Annotated in this window: 21 protein-coding genes; 10 read left to right on the top strand and 11 right to left on the bottom strand. The window is 68.6% G+C overall.

Features of this window, described 5'->3' with window-relative positions; translation table 11 throughout:
• Nucleotides 1-107 precede the first annotated feature (107 nt).
• The 4 genes from BST17_RS25980 to BST17_RS25965 are packed head-to-tail and all read right to left on the bottom strand — an operon-like array spanning nt 108 to nt 2,857.
• Complete coding sequence (locus BST17_RS25980; protein WP_083061785.1) at nt 108-941, bottom strand: class I SAM-dependent methyltransferase; 834 nt, start codon at nt 939-941, stop codon at nt 108-110.
• Nucleotides 922-1,965: an NAD-dependent epimerase/dehydratase family protein gene (locus BST17_RS25975; protein ID WP_083061784.1), complete on the bottom strand. Its 1,044-nt coding sequence runs from the start codon at nt 1,963-1,965 to the stop codon at nt 922-924. Before BST17_RS25975 ends, BST17_RS25980 begins: the two co-directional genes overlap by 20 nt.
• Nucleotides 1,962-2,456, bottom strand: coding sequence for a nuclear transport factor 2 family protein (locus tag BST17_RS25970; RefSeq protein ID WP_083061783.1), 495 nt, complete (start codon nt 2,454-2,456; stop codon nt 1,962-1,964). The genes BST17_RS25975 and BST17_RS25970 overlap by 4 nt, the downstream gene beginning before the upstream one ends.
• A gap of 20 nt (nt 2,457-2,476) precedes the next feature.
• A complete protein-coding gene (locus BST17_RS25965) occupies nt 2,477-2,857 on the bottom strand; it encodes a hypothetical protein (protein ID WP_234807832.1) in 381 nt (126 codons plus the stop codon).
• Between the two features lie 118 nt (nt 2,858-2,975).
• Between BST17_RS25965 and msrA the strand changes: the two genes are divergently transcribed.
• Nucleotides 2,976-3,485 (top strand): peptide-methionine (S)-S-oxide reductase MsrA, encoded by a 510-nt coding sequence (gene msrA / locus BST17_RS25960; protein WP_083061782.1) that lies wholly within the window; start codon nt 2,976-2,978, stop codon nt 3,483-3,485.
• A 25-nt stretch (nt 3,486-3,510) separates the two neighbouring features.
• Here msrA and BST17_RS25955 read toward each other — a convergent pair whose 3' ends face one another.
• Nucleotides 3,511-4,836 (bottom strand): cytochrome P450, encoded by a 1,326-nt coding sequence (locus tag BST17_RS25955; RefSeq protein WP_083061781.1) that lies wholly within the window; start codon nt 4,834-4,836, stop codon nt 3,511-3,513.
• A 105-nt stretch (nt 4,837-4,941) separates the two neighbouring features.
• Here BST17_RS25955 and BST17_RS25950 point away from each other — a divergent pair, with 105 nt between their 5' ends.
• Nucleotides 4,942-5,523, top strand: coding sequence for a TetR/AcrR family transcriptional regulator (locus BST17_RS25950; RefSeq protein ID WP_083061780.1), 582 nt, complete (start codon nt 4,942-4,944; stop codon nt 5,521-5,523).
• On the opposite strand, the gene BST17_RS25945 is transcribed toward BST17_RS25950, so the two are convergent.
• Nucleotides 5,520-6,089, bottom strand: a complete 570-nt coding sequence (locus BST17_RS25945) for a TetR/AcrR family transcriptional regulator (protein ID WP_083061779.1) — start codon at nt 6,087-6,089, stop codon at nt 5,520-5,522. The genes BST17_RS25950 and BST17_RS25945 overlap by 4 nt on opposite strands.
• A 53-nt stretch (nt 6,090-6,142) precedes the next feature.
• On the opposite strand from BST17_RS25945, the gene BST17_RS25940 reads away from it, so the two are divergent.
• Nucleotides 6,143-6,790 (top strand): class I SAM-dependent methyltransferase, encoded by a 648-nt coding sequence (locus tag BST17_RS25940; RefSeq protein ID WP_083061778.1) that lies wholly within the window; start codon nt 6,143-6,145, stop codon nt 6,788-6,790.
• Here the strand turns inward: BST17_RS25940 and BST17_RS25935 are convergent.
• Genes BST17_RS25935 through BST17_RS25920 form a run of 4 tightly spaced genes read right to left on the bottom strand, consistent with a single transcriptional unit; the run spans nt 6,787 to nt 10,429 of the window.
• Nucleotides 6,787-7,863, bottom strand: a complete 1,077-nt coding sequence (locus tag BST17_RS25935) for an MMP endo-(1,4)-3-O-methyl-alpha-D-mannosidase (RefSeq protein WP_083061777.1) — start codon at nt 7,861-7,863, stop codon at nt 6,787-6,789. The two genes, BST17_RS25940 and BST17_RS25935, sit on opposite strands and share 4 nt — an antisense overlap.
• Nucleotide 7,864: 1 nt before the next feature.
• Nucleotides 7,865-8,581, bottom strand: a complete 717-nt coding sequence (locus BST17_RS25930) for a class I SAM-dependent methyltransferase (protein WP_083061776.1) — start codon at nt 8,579-8,581, stop codon at nt 7,865-7,867.
• Entirely contained in the window at nt 8,575-9,822 is a 1,248-nt protein-coding gene (locus BST17_RS25925) for an MMP alpha-(1->4)-mannosyltransferase (RefSeq protein ID WP_083061775.1), read from the bottom strand. The genes BST17_RS25930 and BST17_RS25925 overlap by 7 nt, the downstream gene beginning before the upstream one ends.
• A gap of 52 nt (nt 9,823-9,874) precedes the next feature.
• On the bottom strand, nt 9,875-10,429 hold the full coding sequence (locus tag BST17_RS25920) for a hypothetical protein (RefSeq protein WP_083061774.1): 555 nt from the start codon (nt 10,427-10,429) through the stop codon (nt 9,875-9,877).
• 106 nt (nt 10,430-10,535) lie between these two features.
• On the opposite strand from BST17_RS25920, the gene BST17_RS25915 reads away from it, so the two are divergent.
• From BST17_RS25915 to BST17_RS25900, 5 genes are read left to right on the top strand one after another with little or no spacing between them, the layout of a single operon-like run.
• On the top strand, nt 10,536-12,371 hold the full coding sequence (locus BST17_RS25915; RefSeq protein ID WP_083061800.1) for a hypothetical protein: 1,836 nt from the start codon (nt 10,536-10,538) through the stop codon (nt 12,369-12,371).
• Complete coding sequence (locus tag BST17_RS29425) at nt 12,368-12,529, top strand: hypothetical protein (RefSeq protein WP_165762353.1); 162 nt, start codon at nt 12,368-12,370, stop codon at nt 12,527-12,529. Before BST17_RS25915 ends, BST17_RS29425 begins: the two co-directional genes overlap by 4 nt.
• A 1-nt stretch (nt 12,530) precedes the next feature.
• Nucleotides 12,531-12,926 carry a hypothetical protein gene (locus BST17_RS25910; RefSeq protein ID WP_083061773.1) on the top strand — a complete coding sequence of 132 codons (396 nt, stop codon included), beginning with the start codon at nt 12,531-12,533 and terminating at the stop codon, nt 12,924-12,926.
• On the top strand, nt 12,923-14,197 hold the full coding sequence (locus BST17_RS25905; RefSeq protein WP_083061772.1) for a hypothetical protein: 1,275 nt from the start codon (nt 12,923-12,925) through the stop codon (nt 14,195-14,197). The genes BST17_RS25910 and BST17_RS25905 overlap by 4 nt, the downstream gene beginning before the upstream one ends.
• A 20-nt stretch (nt 14,198-14,217) precedes the next feature.
• On the top strand, nt 14,218-14,769 hold the full coding sequence (locus BST17_RS25900; protein WP_083061771.1) for an isochorismatase family protein: 552 nt from the start codon (nt 14,218-14,220) through the stop codon (nt 14,767-14,769).
• Here BST17_RS25900 and BST17_RS25895 read toward each other — a convergent pair.
• Complete coding sequence (locus BST17_RS25895; protein ID WP_083061770.1) at nt 14,759-15,556, bottom strand: enoyl-CoA hydratase/isomerase family protein; 798 nt, start codon at nt 15,554-15,556, stop codon at nt 14,759-14,761. The genes BST17_RS25900 and BST17_RS25895 overlap by 11 nt on opposite strands.
• A 51-nt stretch (nt 15,557-15,607) precedes the next feature.
• Between BST17_RS25895 and BST17_RS25890 the strand changes: the two genes are divergently transcribed.
• Nucleotides 15,608-16,069, top strand: a complete 462-nt coding sequence (locus BST17_RS25890) for a MarR family winged helix-turn-helix transcriptional regulator (RefSeq protein ID WP_083061769.1) — start codon at nt 15,608-15,610, stop codon at nt 16,067-16,069.
• Nucleotides 16,066-16,872, top strand: a complete 807-nt coding sequence (locus tag BST17_RS25885; protein ID WP_083061768.1) for an ATP-binding cassette domain-containing protein — start codon at nt 16,066-16,068, stop codon at nt 16,870-16,872. The genes BST17_RS25890 and BST17_RS25885 overlap by 4 nt, the downstream gene beginning before the upstream one ends.
• The last annotated feature ends 42 nt before the right edge of the window (nt 16,873-16,914 follow it).

Below are 16,914 nucleotides of genomic sequence, written 5' to 3'. Positions count from 1 at the left end.
CTGGCCGCCCCCAGACGATCTCGCACCCGGGCCCAGAACCGCGCCTACCGCATAGCCCACGAACGCGCACTCAACCGCGCCCACATCGACGCCGACCCACCGCCCTTCTAGAACGCGTAGCGGTGATACGACGCCATGTAGCGCAGCGCCGGCACCGTCGACATGGCACGGGCCAGCACCCGGTACGCCACCGGGACGCGGTCAAAACCTGGTGCCTCGAACGCGCCGACCCGGGTCAGCAGCCTGGTGCCAGGCACCGCGGCCACGATGTCGGCGGGATCGTCGATACCCCAGTGCAACGTCGCCCCGGATCGGCGGACCACGGTATTGGTCCACTGGGCCCTGATACCAAGGGAACTGAAGAAGTCGAACTGCAACTCGCCGTGACCGGCGTGACCGACGATCCGATTCAGCAGGTCCACCCCGTCACGCTCGGTGAGATACATCGTCAGCCCCTCGCCGATCGCGAGCAACGGCGCGCCTGTGGGGATATCGGCGAACCAGCCAGGATCGGTCACCGACGCGCCGATCTCGTGGTGGTTCGCCTCACCGACCGGCAGCAGTCGGCGCCGCAGCGCGCATACCTCGGGGTAGTCGATATCGAACCACTCGACCTGCGGGCCCGGCGCAACCCGCAGGTACCGGCTGTCCAGACCGCAACCCAGGTGCAGCACAACGGCTTTGGCCTCAACAGCCAGGAACTGCCGGACCCAGGTGTCCAGCTGCGCACTGCGTGTGGTGACCGCCGGCGACCGGCGGGCATCGATCGTCGTTGCCGACCAGTCATAGTCGATGCGCGATACGATGTCAGCGGCCCACCGGTCACCGAGAACCGGTTGCGGCAGCGCACAGTCCAGCGCCTTCGCGTACAGCGTGGCCAGCATCGTCTGCGGCGCGCCGGTCAGGTCGATCCGGACCTGTTCACTGCCGTCGGCGGGCATCGCGCAAACCGACCCAGAACCGCGCGGATTCGGCGATGGAGTCCTCGACAGGAGTTGGCACCCAACCCAGTTCGCGGCGGGCCTTGCTGCAGTCGACCGGAGCCTCGGCGCGCATCAACCGTAGCGACGCCAGCGACAACCGTTCGTCGGTCTTGCGCAGCCTGCCCTTCAGCGTGCCCGCGGCGGCCAGCAGATAGGTCAGCGGCAGCGGGATGGAGCGGGCCGGCGGCGCGACACCGGCGGTCTGCGCGGCGATACGGGCGACCTCGGCATTGCTGATCATTTTCTCCGAGACCAGATATCGCTCACCGTCGCGACCCTTCTCGGCAGCCAGGATCAACGCGCGGGCAGCATCGTTCACGCCGACGGCCTCCAGTTCGATACCGCTCATCACGAACGGGAGTTTTCCGAAGGCGGCGCCGGCGATGATGGCGCCGTGTGGCGTGCGGCCCCAATCCTTGCCGCCGTATGTCGTCGACACGCACATCGCGACCGCCGGCAGGCCGCGTTCCCGCGCGTACGACAGCACCAGCTTCTCGGCCTGCACCCGCGACCGCACGTAGGGCGTGATCCCACGCTCACCGATGATGTCGTCCTCGGTGGCAACGCGACCTCGGCGCCGTCCGATCGTGGCATAGCTGCTGGTGAAGACGAATTTGCGCAGACCGGTCGCGATCTCGGGCTCGACGGCGACTTCCAGTACGTTGCGGGTGCCCTCGACGTTCGTGCGGAACAGCGGGGACGGATCGCGCAGCCAACCGCGGGTGTCCACGACGCAGTAGTAGATGACCTCCGCGCCCGTCATCGCCTTGCGCAGCACCTCGGTGTCCCAGATGTCGCCGACGAAGCGCTGCACATCCAGGTCATCGATACCGATGGTGTTGGCACCATCGCGCACCATCACCCGGACCTCCTGCCCGTCAGCGACCAGTTGGCGGGTCAGATGCGAGCCGAGGTAACCGTTGGCCCCGATGACGAGGACGGGCCCGCGGCCGAGCGGAGCGACGGGTGATGGTTCCGTCATCGCGCCATGCCCTTCATCCATTCGGCGGCCTCGTCGTCGAGGGTGCCGAGTTCGGCTGCCTTCTTGCACCACTTCATCGCCGCCGAGACGAATCGCAGCGGGTTGTAGATGTCCTCCTGACGGCGCCACAGTCCGTCGCCGGCGTAGGTCAGGATCGAGATGTTGGTGGCACTGATGACGGTGCCGTCGCCCGGATCGCGCATCGGGTTGTCCAGTTCGCAGATCACCCGCGAGGTTGATTCGTCGATCACCGACCACAGCGACGGGAAGGCGGTCATGTGGTTGCCGGGAAAGCTCTCCATGGTCTTCCAGATCCACGGCCGCACCTGCTCACGTCCGCGCATGGTGCCGGCGGCGTGTTCGACGTATTCGACGTCGGTGGTGTACTGGTCCACCCACGGATCCCAGTCCCGGGTGGTCGCGGCGCGCGCCACGGTGTCCTCGAAGGTGGCGTAGGCCTCGGTCAGTTCGTCACGGGTGAACAACGTCACACCATGAACTAGAACACGTTCTAACTGGGTTTGTCGAGACTGTCGGCAACGGCGAGGACCACGCGGTCACCCAGCGGCCGGTCCAGGGGCACATCGACGCTGCCGGGCACCGCCAGGGCGATACACATCCGGCCGATCGAGGCGGGCGGCATACCGCCGTTGAGGTCGACGGTGACCGCCTCGGGCGTCTCCTCCACCAGCACGTGCACGCCGAAGCAGTCCGGCGCGCCGGACGCGAAGTTCACCCGCAGGCCCTCTCCGCTGCGGCTCCACGACTCCACGGTGGTGGCGTGCGGATTCAGAATCTGCGGATCGTCGACGAACACCGCCCGCCCGGGATCGGCGGGCACCTCGGGCAGCGCCTGGGTCGGCTCGGCCGAGGCGGTGGGAAAACCGGCCATGAGCAGGCCACACGCCTGGATTAGACAGACAAGGGCCGTTGTTACAGCTCTAGGCATGGGTTCCACCGTAACGGCGGAGCACAATGGAGGCTGAACCGAAGCGAAGGAGAGATAGCGCATGAGCGACTTCCAGAAGGCCATTCTGGCCGGCGGCTGCTTCTGGGGCATGCAGGATCTGATTCGTAAGCAGCCGGGTGTGGTGTCCACGCGGGTGGGTTACACCGGCGGGCAGAACGACCACGCCACCTACCGCAACCACCCGGGTCATGCGGAGGCGATCGAGATCATCTACGACCCCGCCAAGACCGATTACCGGGCACTGCTGGAGTTCTTCTTCCAGATCCACGATCCGTCGACGAAGAACCGTCAGGGCAACGACATCGGCAGCAGCTACCGGTCGGCGATCTTCTACGTCGACGATGACCAGAAGTCGATCGCGCTGGACACCATCGCCGATGTCGACGCTTCGGGCTTGTGGCCCGGCAAGGTCGTCACAGAGGTGGTCCCGGAGGCCGACTTCTGGGAGGCCGAGCCCGAGCACCAGGACTACCTGGTCCGCTACCCGACCGGCTACACCTGCCACTTCCCTCGGCCGGGCTGGAAACTGCCCAAGCGCGCCGAGGTCTGACCAGCGCGGGATCGATCCCCGGTCGCTACGCTCCGGCCCGCCGGTGCAGCACCACCCGACCGCCGCGCTTGGGCGTGAAGGCCACTCCGCGTGAGTGCACCTTCTCGCCCGGCGCGGTGGTGGTGGCGACGGTGAAGTGCCGCAGCACGGTGCGCAGCACGACGTCCATCTCGACATTGGCGAACACCGCGCCGACGCAGCGCCGGGTACCGCCGCCATAGGGCACCCAGGCCAGCGGCGGGCGGTTGCCGACGAACCGCTGCGGGTCGAACCGGTCGGCATCCTCGAACTCACGCTCGTGCAGCTGGGACAGACTGACAACGATTGAATATCCTTGCGGGACAACCCATTCACCGAGTTCCAAGGTGGGCGAATAGACGTGCCGCCCGGAGAAGTCGATGACCGTGCGGGCGCGCTGGGTCTCCAGGATGACGGCCTGGCGGTATTCGTTGCCGTCGCCCTGTGCCTCCTCGACCAGCTTCGCCAGCACCTGCGGGTGCCTGCTGATCCGCTCAAACACCCAGCCCATGGTCGAGGCCGTCGTCTCATGGCCGGCCGCCAGCAGGGTCAGCAGTTCGTCGGCGATGTCCTGGCGCGACATCGCGGTGCCGTCCTCGTAACTGCTGCGCAGCAACAGCGCCAGCACGTCGTCCCGCTGGTCGAGGCGCGGATCGGCCGCGACATCGTCGATGAGCCTGCCCACGACCTCGTCATAGCGGCGGCGGTATTCGGCCAACCGTCCCCACGGATGCCAACGGCCGTAGTCCCGCTTCGGGGTGGGCAGGGTCGCACACCGCGAACCCAGCGTCACCCACGGCGGAATGATCCGGCGCAGTTCGTCCAGGTGGGCACCGTCGGCGCCGAACACCGCCCGCAGGATTGCGTTGAGGGTGATCCGCATCATCGGCTCGAGGATCGGGAACTCCCTTCCCACCGGCCAATTCGCGGACTCGCGCAGCGTCTCCTCCTCGAAGATCTGCTCGTAGTTCTTGACGCTCTTGCCGTGGAACGGCGGGGTGAGCAGCTTGCGCCTGCGCCGGTGTTCGGCGCGGTCCAGCGCGAAGACCGAACCGGCACCGAGGATCCGGGACAGGTTGGGCTGGATGTTGCCGACGTCGTCGGGACTGGCCATGAACAACTGCTTGGCCAACTGGGAGTCGGTGACGATGACGGTCGGACCGAAGACCGGGAGCGCCATGGTGAATGCCGAGCCATACCGGTCGGCCAGTCGCGCGACCACCGGGCGGCGGAAGAGCGCGAACCCGATGCCGAGCACCGCCCGGTTGAACGTCGGGCCGGGCGGCAGGTTGACCGCGGGGGTGTCGGTACGGTCGACGGTCACTTCGCTCATGAAACACTCCAGACCGGTTGGTGGTACTGCGCTGTACCACGGTGATCTGCGTTACGGTACTCCGTGGTACCGCCGTGGGCAATAGCCGTTCGACGAGGAGTGGGTATGAGCGACGACATGTCGTTTCGCACCCGCCTGCTCGACGGACTGGCCGCCTCCATCGGCGAGCGCGGATACCGCGCCAGCACGGTGGCCGATATCGTGCGGCACGCCCGCACCTCGAAGCGGACCTTCTATACCGAGTTCACGGACAAGGAACAGTGCTTTGTCGAGCTGCTCCGCGCTGACCACGAGCAGCTGATCGCCGAGATCCGCGCCGCGGTCGACCCGGAGGCCCTGTGGGACCGGCAGATCGAGCAGGCAGCTGCGGCCTACGTCGCCCACATCGGCGCCCGCCCGGCGATCACGCTGAGTTGGATACGGGAACTACCCGCACTGGGCGCCACCGTGCGGACGATCCAGCGCTCGGCCATGACCGGACTCACCGAGATGCTCGTCGAGCTGTCCGGCAGCCCGGGCTTCCGGCGTGCCGAGATCGCCCCGGTGAGCCGCGAACTGGCGGTGATCCTGCTCGGCGGGCTACGCGAGCTCACCGCACTGACCGTCGAGGACGGTGCGCCGGTGGACAGCATCCTGGCACCGGCCGTCACCGCCGCCGCGGCCGTGCTCGGCGCCGGACGTCGCTAACGCAGGATCAACCGCGCCGACTTCAGCAGCCGCAGCGAGATCTCCGGATAGTCCTCATAACCCATGCCCGCCCACACCAGCGTCCCCGTGTAGAGCAACTCGAGAGCCTCGATCACGTCGGGATCCACCGCCGAACCCAGGGCGGCGACCAGCCGGCCGCGGATGTCCGCACCGATGCGGCCGCGCAACACGTCGACATCGGGATCCTTGCCCAGCAGCGCGTTGGTCACCGCACCTGCGAACTCCGGCTCACCGGCCACCAGGGCCGAGATGTGCTCCAGCACCTCAAGCACCCGCGTCGCCGGGTCCTCGGACTCGTGGGCGGCCAGCGGGGACTCCGCGAGCCGACGCCAGAACACCTCGGCGACAAGGTGTTCCTTGGACGAGAAGTAGGTGTATGCGGTGGCGGCGCCGACACCGGCCTGCGCCGCGACCCGGCGCACCGTCAACGCGGCGAAACCCTCCCGGGCAAGCAGGTCCAGAGCCGCCCGGCCGAGGCGGTCGACGGTGTCGGCCTGTTTGGCGCTCAGCCTGCGGCGAGTCGACTCCAGAGTCGCATCGGACACGTGTCCAGACACTACTGTAACCCCCTGCGACCAGCAACGGTAGGTTGTCTGCCATGAGCACCGCGCAGACCGACCTGCCACCCGAGTCCGCCCGCCTGTTCGACTTCGCCGAGCAGGTCATCGGGTTCATGCCCGCCGACGAAGGTCGTGCCCTCTACGACGCGGCGGTGCGCTACCTGGCCGGCGGGGTCGGTGTCGAGATCGGCACCTACTGTGCGAAGTCCACCGTCCTGCTCGGCGCGGCCGCGGTCCACACCGGTGGTGTCATCTACACCGTCGACCACCACCACGGTTCCGAGGAGCATCAACCCGGCTGGGAGTACCACGACACCACCCTGGTCGACCCGGTGACCGGCCGTTTCGACACGCTGCCCACCGCCCGGCACACCCTGGACCTGGCCGGCCTGGACGACCATGTGGTGGCCATCGTCGGCAAATCGCCCGTGGTGGCCAAGATCTGGGCCACCCCGGTGCAGTTCCTGTTCATCGACGGCGGGCATACCGAAGAGGCCGCCCAGCGCGACTACGACGGTTGGGCCAGGTGGGTCGCCCCCGGCGGCGGGCTGGTCATCCACGATGTCTTCCCCGATCCGAACGACGGCGGGCAGGCCCCGTTCCACATCTACCGCCGCGCCCTGGACTCCGGTGATTTCACCGAGGTCTCCGCGACCGGGTCGTTGCGACTGCTGGAGCGACGCTAGCGGCCGGCCGGCCCGGATGTGGCGCAGGCGCAGTCGAACTCGCCTTCCAGTCCGCGCGGCAGATCGGTCCGGAAGATGCCCGCCGCCGGCGTGGTGCTCGACAGCGCGTCGGCGGCCAGGATCATCGCCGCACCGGTCCAGGTGGTCCGCTCCTCCGGCCAGCGCTTGCCGTCGGCGAAGACCAGTCCCGTCCAGTACGAGCCGTCCTCCTCGCGCAGGTGCTGCATGGCTGCGAACTGCTCACGCGCCCGGGTCCGGTCGCCGATGGCGTCCAGGGCCATCACCAGCTCGCAGGTTTCCGCGCCGGTCACCCACGGCCGGTGGTCCACACAGCGGATCCCCAGCCCCTGCACCACGAAGTCGTCCCAGCGCTCTTCGATGCGGGCTCGCGCTGCCGGTCCGCGCAGTGCGCCGCCCAGCACCGGGTAATACCACTCCATCGCGTGGGTGTCCTTGGCGTTGAACGACTCGGGATGTTCGGCGATCGCATGGCCGAGCTGTCCGAGCGCGACCTCCCACTCCGGCTGCGGGTCGTCCAGGTAGTTCGCCAGTGCCAGTGCGCACCGGATGCTGTGGTAGATGCTCGCACAGCCGGTGAGCAGCGCCTCCTCGATCAGGCCGGCATCGCTTCTGGCCCAGGCGATCTCGCCACCGGGCAGCTGCATCGTCAACACCAGGTCGATGGCGCGGGTGACCGTCGGCCACATCTGCTCGGCGAACCGGCGGTCACCGGTGATGAGCACGTGATGCCAGACGCCGGTGGCGACATAGGCGCAGAAGTTGCTGTCGATGTTGGCGTCCTCGATGACACCGTTGCGCAACTGGATCGGCCAGGAGCCGTCGGCACGCTGGGCCGTGCGGCACCAGTCGAACGCCGCCCGGGCCGGCTCCAGCAGGCCCGCGACCGTCAGCGCCATCGCGTTCTCGACGTGATCCCACGGATCGGTGTGCCCGCCCACAGACCACGGGATGGCACCGGAGGACTCCTGGGTCTCGGCGATGGAGACCGCGGTCTGCCTGCACTGCGCCGGGGTCAGGACACCGGCGACACCGGGGATCTCGTGGCCGGTCATCTCACACCGTGGGTTTCCGGAAGTAGAGTGCGACGCTCTTACCGATCAGCGGGTTGAGTGCCGCCTCGGCCTGCCGGGTCACCCAGGGCCGGCTCATCATGTCCCAGACCAGCAGCTTGTGGTACGCGGTCACCAGCGGGTGATCCGGCTTGTCCACGCCGACAGCGCATTTGAGCCACCAGAACGGCGCGTGCAGGGAATGGGCATGCTCGCTGTGGGTGAAGTGCATTCCGCGGCCGGTGATCTTGTCACGCAGTTCGTCGGCCCGGTAGATCCGGATATGGCCGCCCTCGTTGGCGTGATACTCATCCGACAGCAGCCAGCACACCTTCTCGGGCAGCCAGCGGGGCACCGTCACCGCCAGCGACCCACCGGGCTTGAGCACCCGGACCAGCTCGGCGATGGCCGCGTCGTCGGCCGGCACGTGCTCCAGGATCTCCGAGGCGATGACACAGTCGAAGGTGCCGTCGGCGTACGGCAGGTCCAGGGCGTCACCCTTGACCGCCTCCGCGCGGGCCGCTGCGGGCGCCTCGCCCTGCTCCTTCATCGCGGTCAGGATGGCGTCGACATCGTTGAGGTCCTGGACGCTCTGGTCGAAGGCGACGACATCCGCGCCCCGGCGGTAGGCCTCGAACGAGTGCCGGCCGGCACCGCAGCCGACATCGATGACCGATGTCCCGGGTCCGACTCCAAGGCGGTCGAAATCGACGGTCAGCACGCGGCGCGTCCTTTCTGGATTCTCTCGGCGGCCCGCTCGTAGACGGCGACGGTCTGCGCCGCAACGGATTCCCAGCTGAACACCTCGACGGCGCGCCGCCGACCGGCGGCACCGAGCCGGTGCCGCTCGGCCGGTGAGTCCAGCAGTTCACCGAGGACCTCGGTGAGTTTGTCGACATCGGCCGGCGGGACCAGCCGCGCACACTCGCCCTCGTCGCCGAGCACCTCCGGCAGCGCGCCGGCCCGGCTCGCGACGATCGGTGTCCCGCTGGCCATCGCCTCCACCGCGGGCAATGAGAAACCCTCGTAAAGCGAAGGGATACAAGCGATCTCAGCCGAGGCCAGCAGGTCGGCCAGATCCTCGTCGGACAGGCCGCTGGAAATGTGCACGATATCGGAGATGCCCAGCTCGGCGATCAGCTTCTCGGTGGGACCGTTGGGTTCCAGCTTGGACACCAGCTGCAGGTCGAGGTTGTGGTGGGCGCGCAGCCGCGCCACCGCGTGCAGCAGGTTGCCCACGCCCTTGAGCGGAACATCGGCACTGGCGATCGCGATGATCCGGCCGGGCACCCGGGTCTGGGCCGGCTTGAACAGCTCGGTATCCACACCGAGCGGCACCACGTGCAGCTGGTCGGCGCTGACACCGAAGTCCTCGGCGATATCGGCCGCCGAGGTCGACGAGACGGTCAGCAGCTCCGGGATCGCCCGGGCCACCTTCTTCTGCGTCTCGGCGAATGCATACCAGCGCCGCACCAGCGGTTTGCGCCACCACTTCGCCGCGGCCACCTCCAGCACGCGGTCGCGGGTGATCGGATGGTGCACCGTGGCGACGACCGGGAGGCCGAGAGCGGCGATGCCGAGCAGCGCCGAGCCCAGACTCTGGTTGTCGTGCACCACGTCGAACTCGTCACCGCGCTGCGCCATGATCCGCTTGACCCTCATGCAGAAGGTCATCGGCTCGGGAAAACCGGCCGACCACATGGTGGCCAGCTCGAGCAGGTCGATGCGGTCGCGGATCTCGCGCGGGTGCGGAACCCGGAACGGGTCGGGCTCGCGATAGAGGTCCAGGCTGGGCACCTTGGTGAGCCGGACCCGCGGGTCCAGACCCTCCGGATAGGGCTGACCGGAGAACACCTCGACGTCGTGGCCGAGTTCGGCCAGACCGCGGGACAGGTGACGCACGTACACACCCTGACCACCGCAATGTGTCTTGCTGCGATAGGAAAGTAAGGCGATGCGCACGTCAGCTCAATCCGCTGAACTGCGGCGGAAGCACACTGGACATGTGTCCAGACTATAGTTTGACGTTCTGGGGGGCGCAACGCGTCCCGGCGCGCGCGGGCAGCACCAAAGCGAACGGTCTGCCGAATCCCAGCCCCTCGACGTGCGCTTCCTGGATAGCGCCGACCGTCGTCGCGCGCAGCTGTCCCGACGCCGGATCGAAGCAGCGCAGGCGATTCCCGTCGGCCGTGACGATCAACACCCAGTGCCGGGGGATGACGTGTCCGAGCAGCATCGCGACCGGATGGCCGGCCCGCACGGCGGCCACCACATCGGTCGCCGGATCCTGCCGCCCGGGCAGCAGCCCGCGGTGCATCCGCCAGCGATAACGCACGGAACTGCGCGTATTCAGCACCGCCGCCAGACCCGCCGGGGTCATCCCCAGCCGGCGCGGCCACAGCCGGTTCGCCTGCCGGTGCACGACACCCTGTTCGGCGGCGAACCAGTCCGGACCGTCATCGAGGCGGGCGCGGTACCGGCCGTCCAGCAACACGACGGCGACCACCGCGACCGTGGGGCCGCAGCTGTAACCGTCTCGCTGCCGTAGGCGATAACCGGCGAGCTTCATCGACTCCCAGGCTAACCAAAGCGCGGTACCCCTGGTTTCGGATAACCGATTCTGGCAACATTACCGGCCAGTAAGGATGTCGACGTCGACAGAACCGGGGGTGAAGATGGCAGGCACGTTGTCGGTCTTGGCAGTGGAGGCCACCGAGGGCGGTGGCGCCGATCTCGATCAGATCATCGGCATCACGATCGCCACCGGCATCATCACCGCCGGGCTGTTGTGGATCGGCATCCTGCACCGCACCCACCGGATCACCTGGCTGGACACCTTGGCCAACAAGGTCGGCGCCAAGATGAACCGGCCGTCCTGGGTGGCCCTGCCGACGCTGTTGTTCACCTCGACGATCATCTGCGCGATGTTCGGCTTCATCTGGGATGTCAGCCTGCACATCGGCAAGGGCCGCGACTCCGGCCCGCTGGCCAACCCGGCGCACTACTTCATCCTGGTCGGACTGTTCCTGCTGTTCATCGCGGGTTCGATGGCGATCATCCTGCCGCATGAAAAGCCCGGTCCGGCCGCCATCAAGATCACCCGAAGCTGGTACGCGCCGGTCGGCGGCGTGCTGATGGCCGCCTGCGGCCTGTACGCGCTCATCGGATTCCCCCTCGACGACGTCTGGCATCGCATCTTCGGACAGGACGTCACCCTCTGGGGGCCGACGCACCTGATGCTGATCGGCGGCGCCGGACTCTCGCTGGTGGCCGTGCTGCTGCTCGAGCATGAGGGCCGCCTCGCCTCGTCGGACGCCGAGGACGACAGCTCACTGCCGAAGATTTTGCGCTACTTCGCCTTCGGCGGTCTGGTCATCGGAATGTCGGTGTTCCCGGTCGAATACGACTTCGGTATCGAGCAGTTCCGCCTGGTGCTGCACCCGATGCTGGTGGCTGCGGCCGCCGCGCTGGCGCTGATCGCCGCGCGGATCACCATGGGTCGCGGTGCCGCGATCGCCGCCGTGCTGTTCGCACTGCTGATCCGTGGCATCGTCGCCGTCGCGGTCGGTCCGGTGCTCGGCGCGCCCTACAGTTGGTTCGCGCTCTATCTCGGGCCGGCCGTGGTGGTCGAGCTGCTCGCCCTGACCCCATTGATCAAGCGCCCCATCCTGTTCGGCGCCGTCGCCGGCGCCGGGATCGGAACGGTGGGGCTGTGGCTGGAGTCCTTCTGGATCGACGCGGTCTTCATGTACCCGTGGCCGACCTCGATGTGGGTCGAGACGCTGATCACCGCGGTCCCGGTGGCCATCCTCATGGGCATGTGCGGCGGCCTGCTGGGCATCGTGCTCACCGGGCGGCCGTTGCCGCGCCGTGCGGCGAGCATCGGCATCATCGTGCTCACCGTGCTGACCATCGGTGCCGCCGTGGGCAACGGCCTCAACATCTCGGTGCCGCAGAACGCCAGCGCGCAGATCACCCTGACCGAGCTGCCCAGCCCGCCCGGCGAACGGCTCGTCAGCGCCGACATCCGGGTCACCCCCGCGGATCTGATCAGCGATGACCCGGAATGGGTGTCGATGCTGTCCTGGCAGGGGGGCCTGGACAACGACCGCGGCCTGATCGTGGACAAGCTCGAGCGGCTGGGGCCCGGCCACTACCGGACCACCCGCCCGATGCCGGTCTGGGGCACCTGGAAGACGCTGGTCCGTGTCCAGGACGGTGCGACGATGGCGGCGGTGCCGGTGTTCCTGCCCGCCGACCCGGGAATCGGTGCCACCGAGCTGCCCGCAGAGGCGTCGAACAACCGGCCGTTCGTCCAGGAGATCGAAATCCTGCAGCGGGAACGCAATCTGGACGTACCCAGTTGGCTGTTCACCACGGCCTCGCTGGTCGTTCTGCTGTGCTCGCTCATCCTCATCGCGGCGTTGAGTTGGGGCGCCGGGCGGATCAACGATCGCGAGATGCGGGCGCACGCCGGTTCCGAGACGAGACAACCTCAGCCGATCACGTGACCTACCTGGCCGACCACTCGCTGCTGCTGGCGCTGCCGGCCTTCGCTCCGGCGGTCGTCGTGGCCGGCGTGGTGGCCTGGGTGGCCATCCGGGACCGCCGGACCCCCGACGACACCGACGACGTCGACGACGCCAACACCACCGATGATGGGACATGATGTGCGGACACTGACTGTATTGGCCACCGCCGCACTGGTATCGGTGGGTTGCAGCAGCCCCGAGTCCGCACAGCCCGCCGCATCCACCCCCGCCGGCGTGCCGGCGATGACCGACCAGCAGGAGGCACCGGAACGGGTCCTCGTCAACGTCACCATCGCCGACGGTGTGGTGACACCCACCAACCAGCAGGTGCAGGCCGCCGTCGACCAGCCGATCCTGATCCGCGTCCGCAGCGATGTCCCCGACGAGTTGCACGTGCATGCCACGCCCGAGCACACCTTCGAGGTGAAACCCGGCCCGCCGCAGACCTTCCAGTTCACCGTGGAGGTGCCGGGCCGGGTCGACGTGGAACTGCACGGCGCGCACCGCGTCGTCGCCACCATCGCGGTGCAGTGACCGTACTGGCGCACGGGCTCGGTGGCTCGACCGATCTGCCGATCCCGTTCAGCTACGCGCTGGTGGGTGCGGCCTGGACGCTCACCTTCACCTTCGCGCTGGTGGCACTGGCATGGCGCACACCGCGATTCGACGCCGACACCCCCGGGAGAGCGCTACCCGACTGGGTGACCCGGACGGTCGACGCCGCGGCCACGCGGTGGGTGCTGGCCGGTGCCGGGGTGGCGGTGGGCATCTGGGTGGCGGTCGCCGCCGTGACCGGTCCGCAGGATTCCCGCAACGCCCTGCCCGGGGTGTTCTATGTGCTGCTGTGGGTCGGGTTGGTGGCGCTGTCGCTGCTGTTCGGGCCGGTGTGGCGGGCGCTGTCCCCGGTGCGCACGGTGGCACGCCTGCTGCGGGTCGGCCGGGACGCCTACCCGGACCGCCTCGGCTACTGGCCGGCGGCGGCGGGTCTGTTCGCCTTCGTCTGGCTGGAACTCGCCAGCCCCGACCCGGGATCGTTGTCCGCGGTGAAGGCGTGGCTGCTGATCTATCTCGCGGTCACGCTGGCCGGCGCGCTCGTATGCGGTCCGCGCTGGTGTGCGCGGGCCGATCCGTTCGAGGTGTACAGCATGGTGGCCTCGCGGTGCGCACCGTGGCAGCGCAACCCGGACGGTCGCATCGCCATCGGAAATCCGTTCAACCGGCTGCTGTCGCTGCCGGTCCGTCCCGGCGTGGTCGCCGTCCTGGCAGTACTGTTGGGCTCCACGGCTTTCGACAGCTTCTCGGCCATCCCGGGGTGGCGCAATTTCGTCGACGGACACACCACGGGCGTCTGGGGCGCCAGCGCGGTCAAGACCATCGGGCTGCTGGTCTTCGTGGTCACGGTCGGTGTCACCTTCAGCCTGGCGGCCGCGGCCACCGGCGGGGTCGACCCTGCGCGGCGCAGGCAACTGCCCGGGTTGATGGCGCACTCACTGATCCCGATCGTCATCGGATATGTGTTCGCGCACTACCTGACCTATCTGATCGAGAAGGGTCAGCAGACGGTGCACGCGCTGCTGGGGATGCAGGACGCGCAGGTGTACTACCTGCTGTCGACCCATCCGTCGTTGCTGGCCTCGATCAAGGTCGGTTTCGTGCTGCTCGGGCACGTGGCCGGTGTCGTCGCCGCGCACGACCGCGCGCTGCGGGTGCTGCCCAAGGGGCATCAGATGACCGGGCAGCTGGCCATGATGCTGGTGATGGTGGGTTACACGTTCCTGGGCCTCTACCTGCTCTTCGGCGGCTAGGCGGTACTACGGTTGAACCCATGCGTGCGCTGATCGTCGTCGATGTGCAGAAGGACTTCTGCGAGGGCGGGTCGCTGGCGGTCGACGGCGGTGCCGCGGTCGCCGGTGCCATCACCGACCTGCTGGCCGGACACGACTACGACCATGTGGTCGCGACCATGGATTTCCACATCGACCCGGGTGAGCACTTCTCCGACACCCCGGACTACCGGGTGTCCTGGCCACGGCACTGCGTGGTCGGTACCTCGGGGGTGGACTTCCATGAGAATCTCGACCCGGCCGCCGTCGAGGCGGTGTTCACCAAGGGCGAGTTCTCGGCCGCCTACAGCGGTTTCGAGGGCACCGATGCCGACGGCACCTCGCTGACCGACTGGCTGGCCCGGCGCCGGGTGGACGCGGTGGACGTGGTGGGGATCGCCACCGACTACTGCGTGCGCGCGACGGCGCTCGATGCCGCGGCCGCCGGGTTGCGCACCCGGGTCCTGCTGCCGCTGTGCGCCGGGGTGGCCCCCGATTCCACCGCTGAGGCCGTCGCGCTACTGCGGGCGCGCGGGGTCGAGGTCAGCGAGTAGGGTCCACCGGCGCGCCGGTCCACCGCGGCGAGCGACCCGCCACCTGGGCCCGCACCCCCTCGGCCGCATCATCGTGGCCCATCAGCGCCAGGTGGATCTCGGTTTCCCGCTCGCCGACCTGCTCGCGGGTGAGGTCGAACGAATCCCAGAGCAGGCGTTTGCTGGCCGCCACCGACATCGGCGCGGTGTTGGCGGCGATATCGGCGGCCACCTCCCACGCGGCGGGCAGCACCTCGCCGGCCGGCAGTGCCCGGCTGCCCAACCCGAGTGCGACCGCTCGGTGGCCGTCGAAAGTGGCTCCGGTCAAGAGGATCTCGGCGGCATTGGCGATACCGACCAGTCGCGGCAGCACCCAGTGCGAATAGGCGTCACCGACGACTCCGCGGCGCACCTGAACCACGCCGTAGCGGGCGTCGGCGGCGAAGAACCGGATATCGCACTGCAGCGCCAGCGTCAGTCCCAGGCCGATGGCGTGGCCGTTGACGGCGGCAATCACGGGCTTGGACAGCGTCCAGGCCGGCACCGCCAACCCCGCGGCACTGAAGCCCGCCCCGGGCGCGCTGAACGTCTGGTCCCCGGCGGCCAGGTCGGCGCCCGCGCAGAAGGCCGGGGGCGTGCCGGTGAGCACGATGACCCGGATGTCGTCGTCGGTTCCGAAGCGGGTCAGCGCATCGGCCAGTTCCCCGCCCATACCGTCGCCGAAGGCATTCCGCCGGCCGGGCCGGTGCAGCGTGATCGTCGCGACGCCGCCGTCGACGGCGGTCAGCAGCGTGCGGTACTGCGGCATCCGCACATCATGGCATGCGGATAGCTCTGTAACAGAGGTAATGTAGCGGGTATGCGCACCCGCACCGACCTCGCCGGCGAATTGTTCGGTGTGGTCGGCCGGTTTCGTCGCCAGCTGCGCCGCTCGACGAAAGGCACAGCCGCCGGGTTCGACCGCGACGGACTGACCCAGTCGCAGATCGAACTGTTACGACTCGTCGGCCGCCGGCCCGGGGTGTCGGTGCGTGAGGCGGCCGCCGACCTCGGCCTGGCCGCCAACACCGCCTCCACGCTGGTATCCCGGCTGGCCGCCGACGATCTGCTGATCCGTTCGGTGGACAGCAGCGATCGCCGGGTGGGCCGGTTGCGGCTCGCCCCCGCGGCACAGCAGATCGCCGACCGGTCACGCCATGCCAGGCGGACCGCACTGGCGGATGCGCTCGACCGCCTCGACGACGGCCAGATCGCAGCGCTCACCGCCGGTCTGGACGTCATCTCCGAGCTCACCCGAATCCTGCAGGAGGACACCCCATGACCCCGCCGGCCATCGATTGCCGCGGACTCACCCACCGCTACGGCACGTTCACCGCGGTGGACGGGCTGGACCTGCTGGTCCGCCCCGGCGAGACGGTCGGCCTGCTCGGCCCCAACGGCGCCGGAAAGACCACCGCGATCCGCGTGCTGACCACGCTCACCCCGGTACAGCAGGGGCAGGTGCACATCTTCGGCCTCGACGCCCGCCGCGACACCATGGACATCCGATACAACATCGGGTATGTGCCGCAACAACTTTCCATCGAATCGGCGCTGACGGGCCGGCAGAACGTCGAATTGTTCGCCCGCCTCTACGACATCGGCCGCCGGGATCGCGCGGCCCGGGTGGCCGAGGCGATCGATGCGATGGGACTGACCGAGGTCGCCGACAAACCCGCGGGCAGCTTCTCCGGCGGCATGGTCCGTCGCCTCGAGCTGGCGCAAGCGCTGGTGAATCGCCCCTCGCTACTGCTCCTCGACGAACCCACCGTCGGCCTGGATCCCATTGCCCGCGACAGTGTCTGGGATCAGGTCGACCGTATGCAACAGGAGTTCGGGATGGCGGTACTGCTGACGACGCACTACATGGGTGAGGCGGACGCCCTGTGCGACCGGGTCGTCCTGATGCACCACGGCCGGCTGCAGGCCGAGGGCACACCGTCGGAGTTGAAGTCGACCGTGGGCAAGGATGCCACCCTGGAGGACGTGTTCCGCCACTATGCCGGCTCGGACCTCGACAATGCGGCACCGGCCGGTCTGCGTGAGGTCCGCGCCGCGCGAAGGACGGCCCGCCGTGTCGGTTGATACCCCCGGCACCCTGATCCGGGCCCCACGGGGCTGGCGCCG

This window comes from Mycolicibacterium bacteremicum (genome assembly GCF_002086115.1).
In the GTDB taxonomy this organism is placed as follows: Bacteria; Actinomycetota; Actinomycetes; order Mycobacteriales; family Mycobacteriaceae; genus Mycobacterium; species Mycobacterium bacteremicum.
Note: the sequence above shows the minus strand (reverse complement) of the source record. Positions and strands in the feature narration are given on the sequence as shown.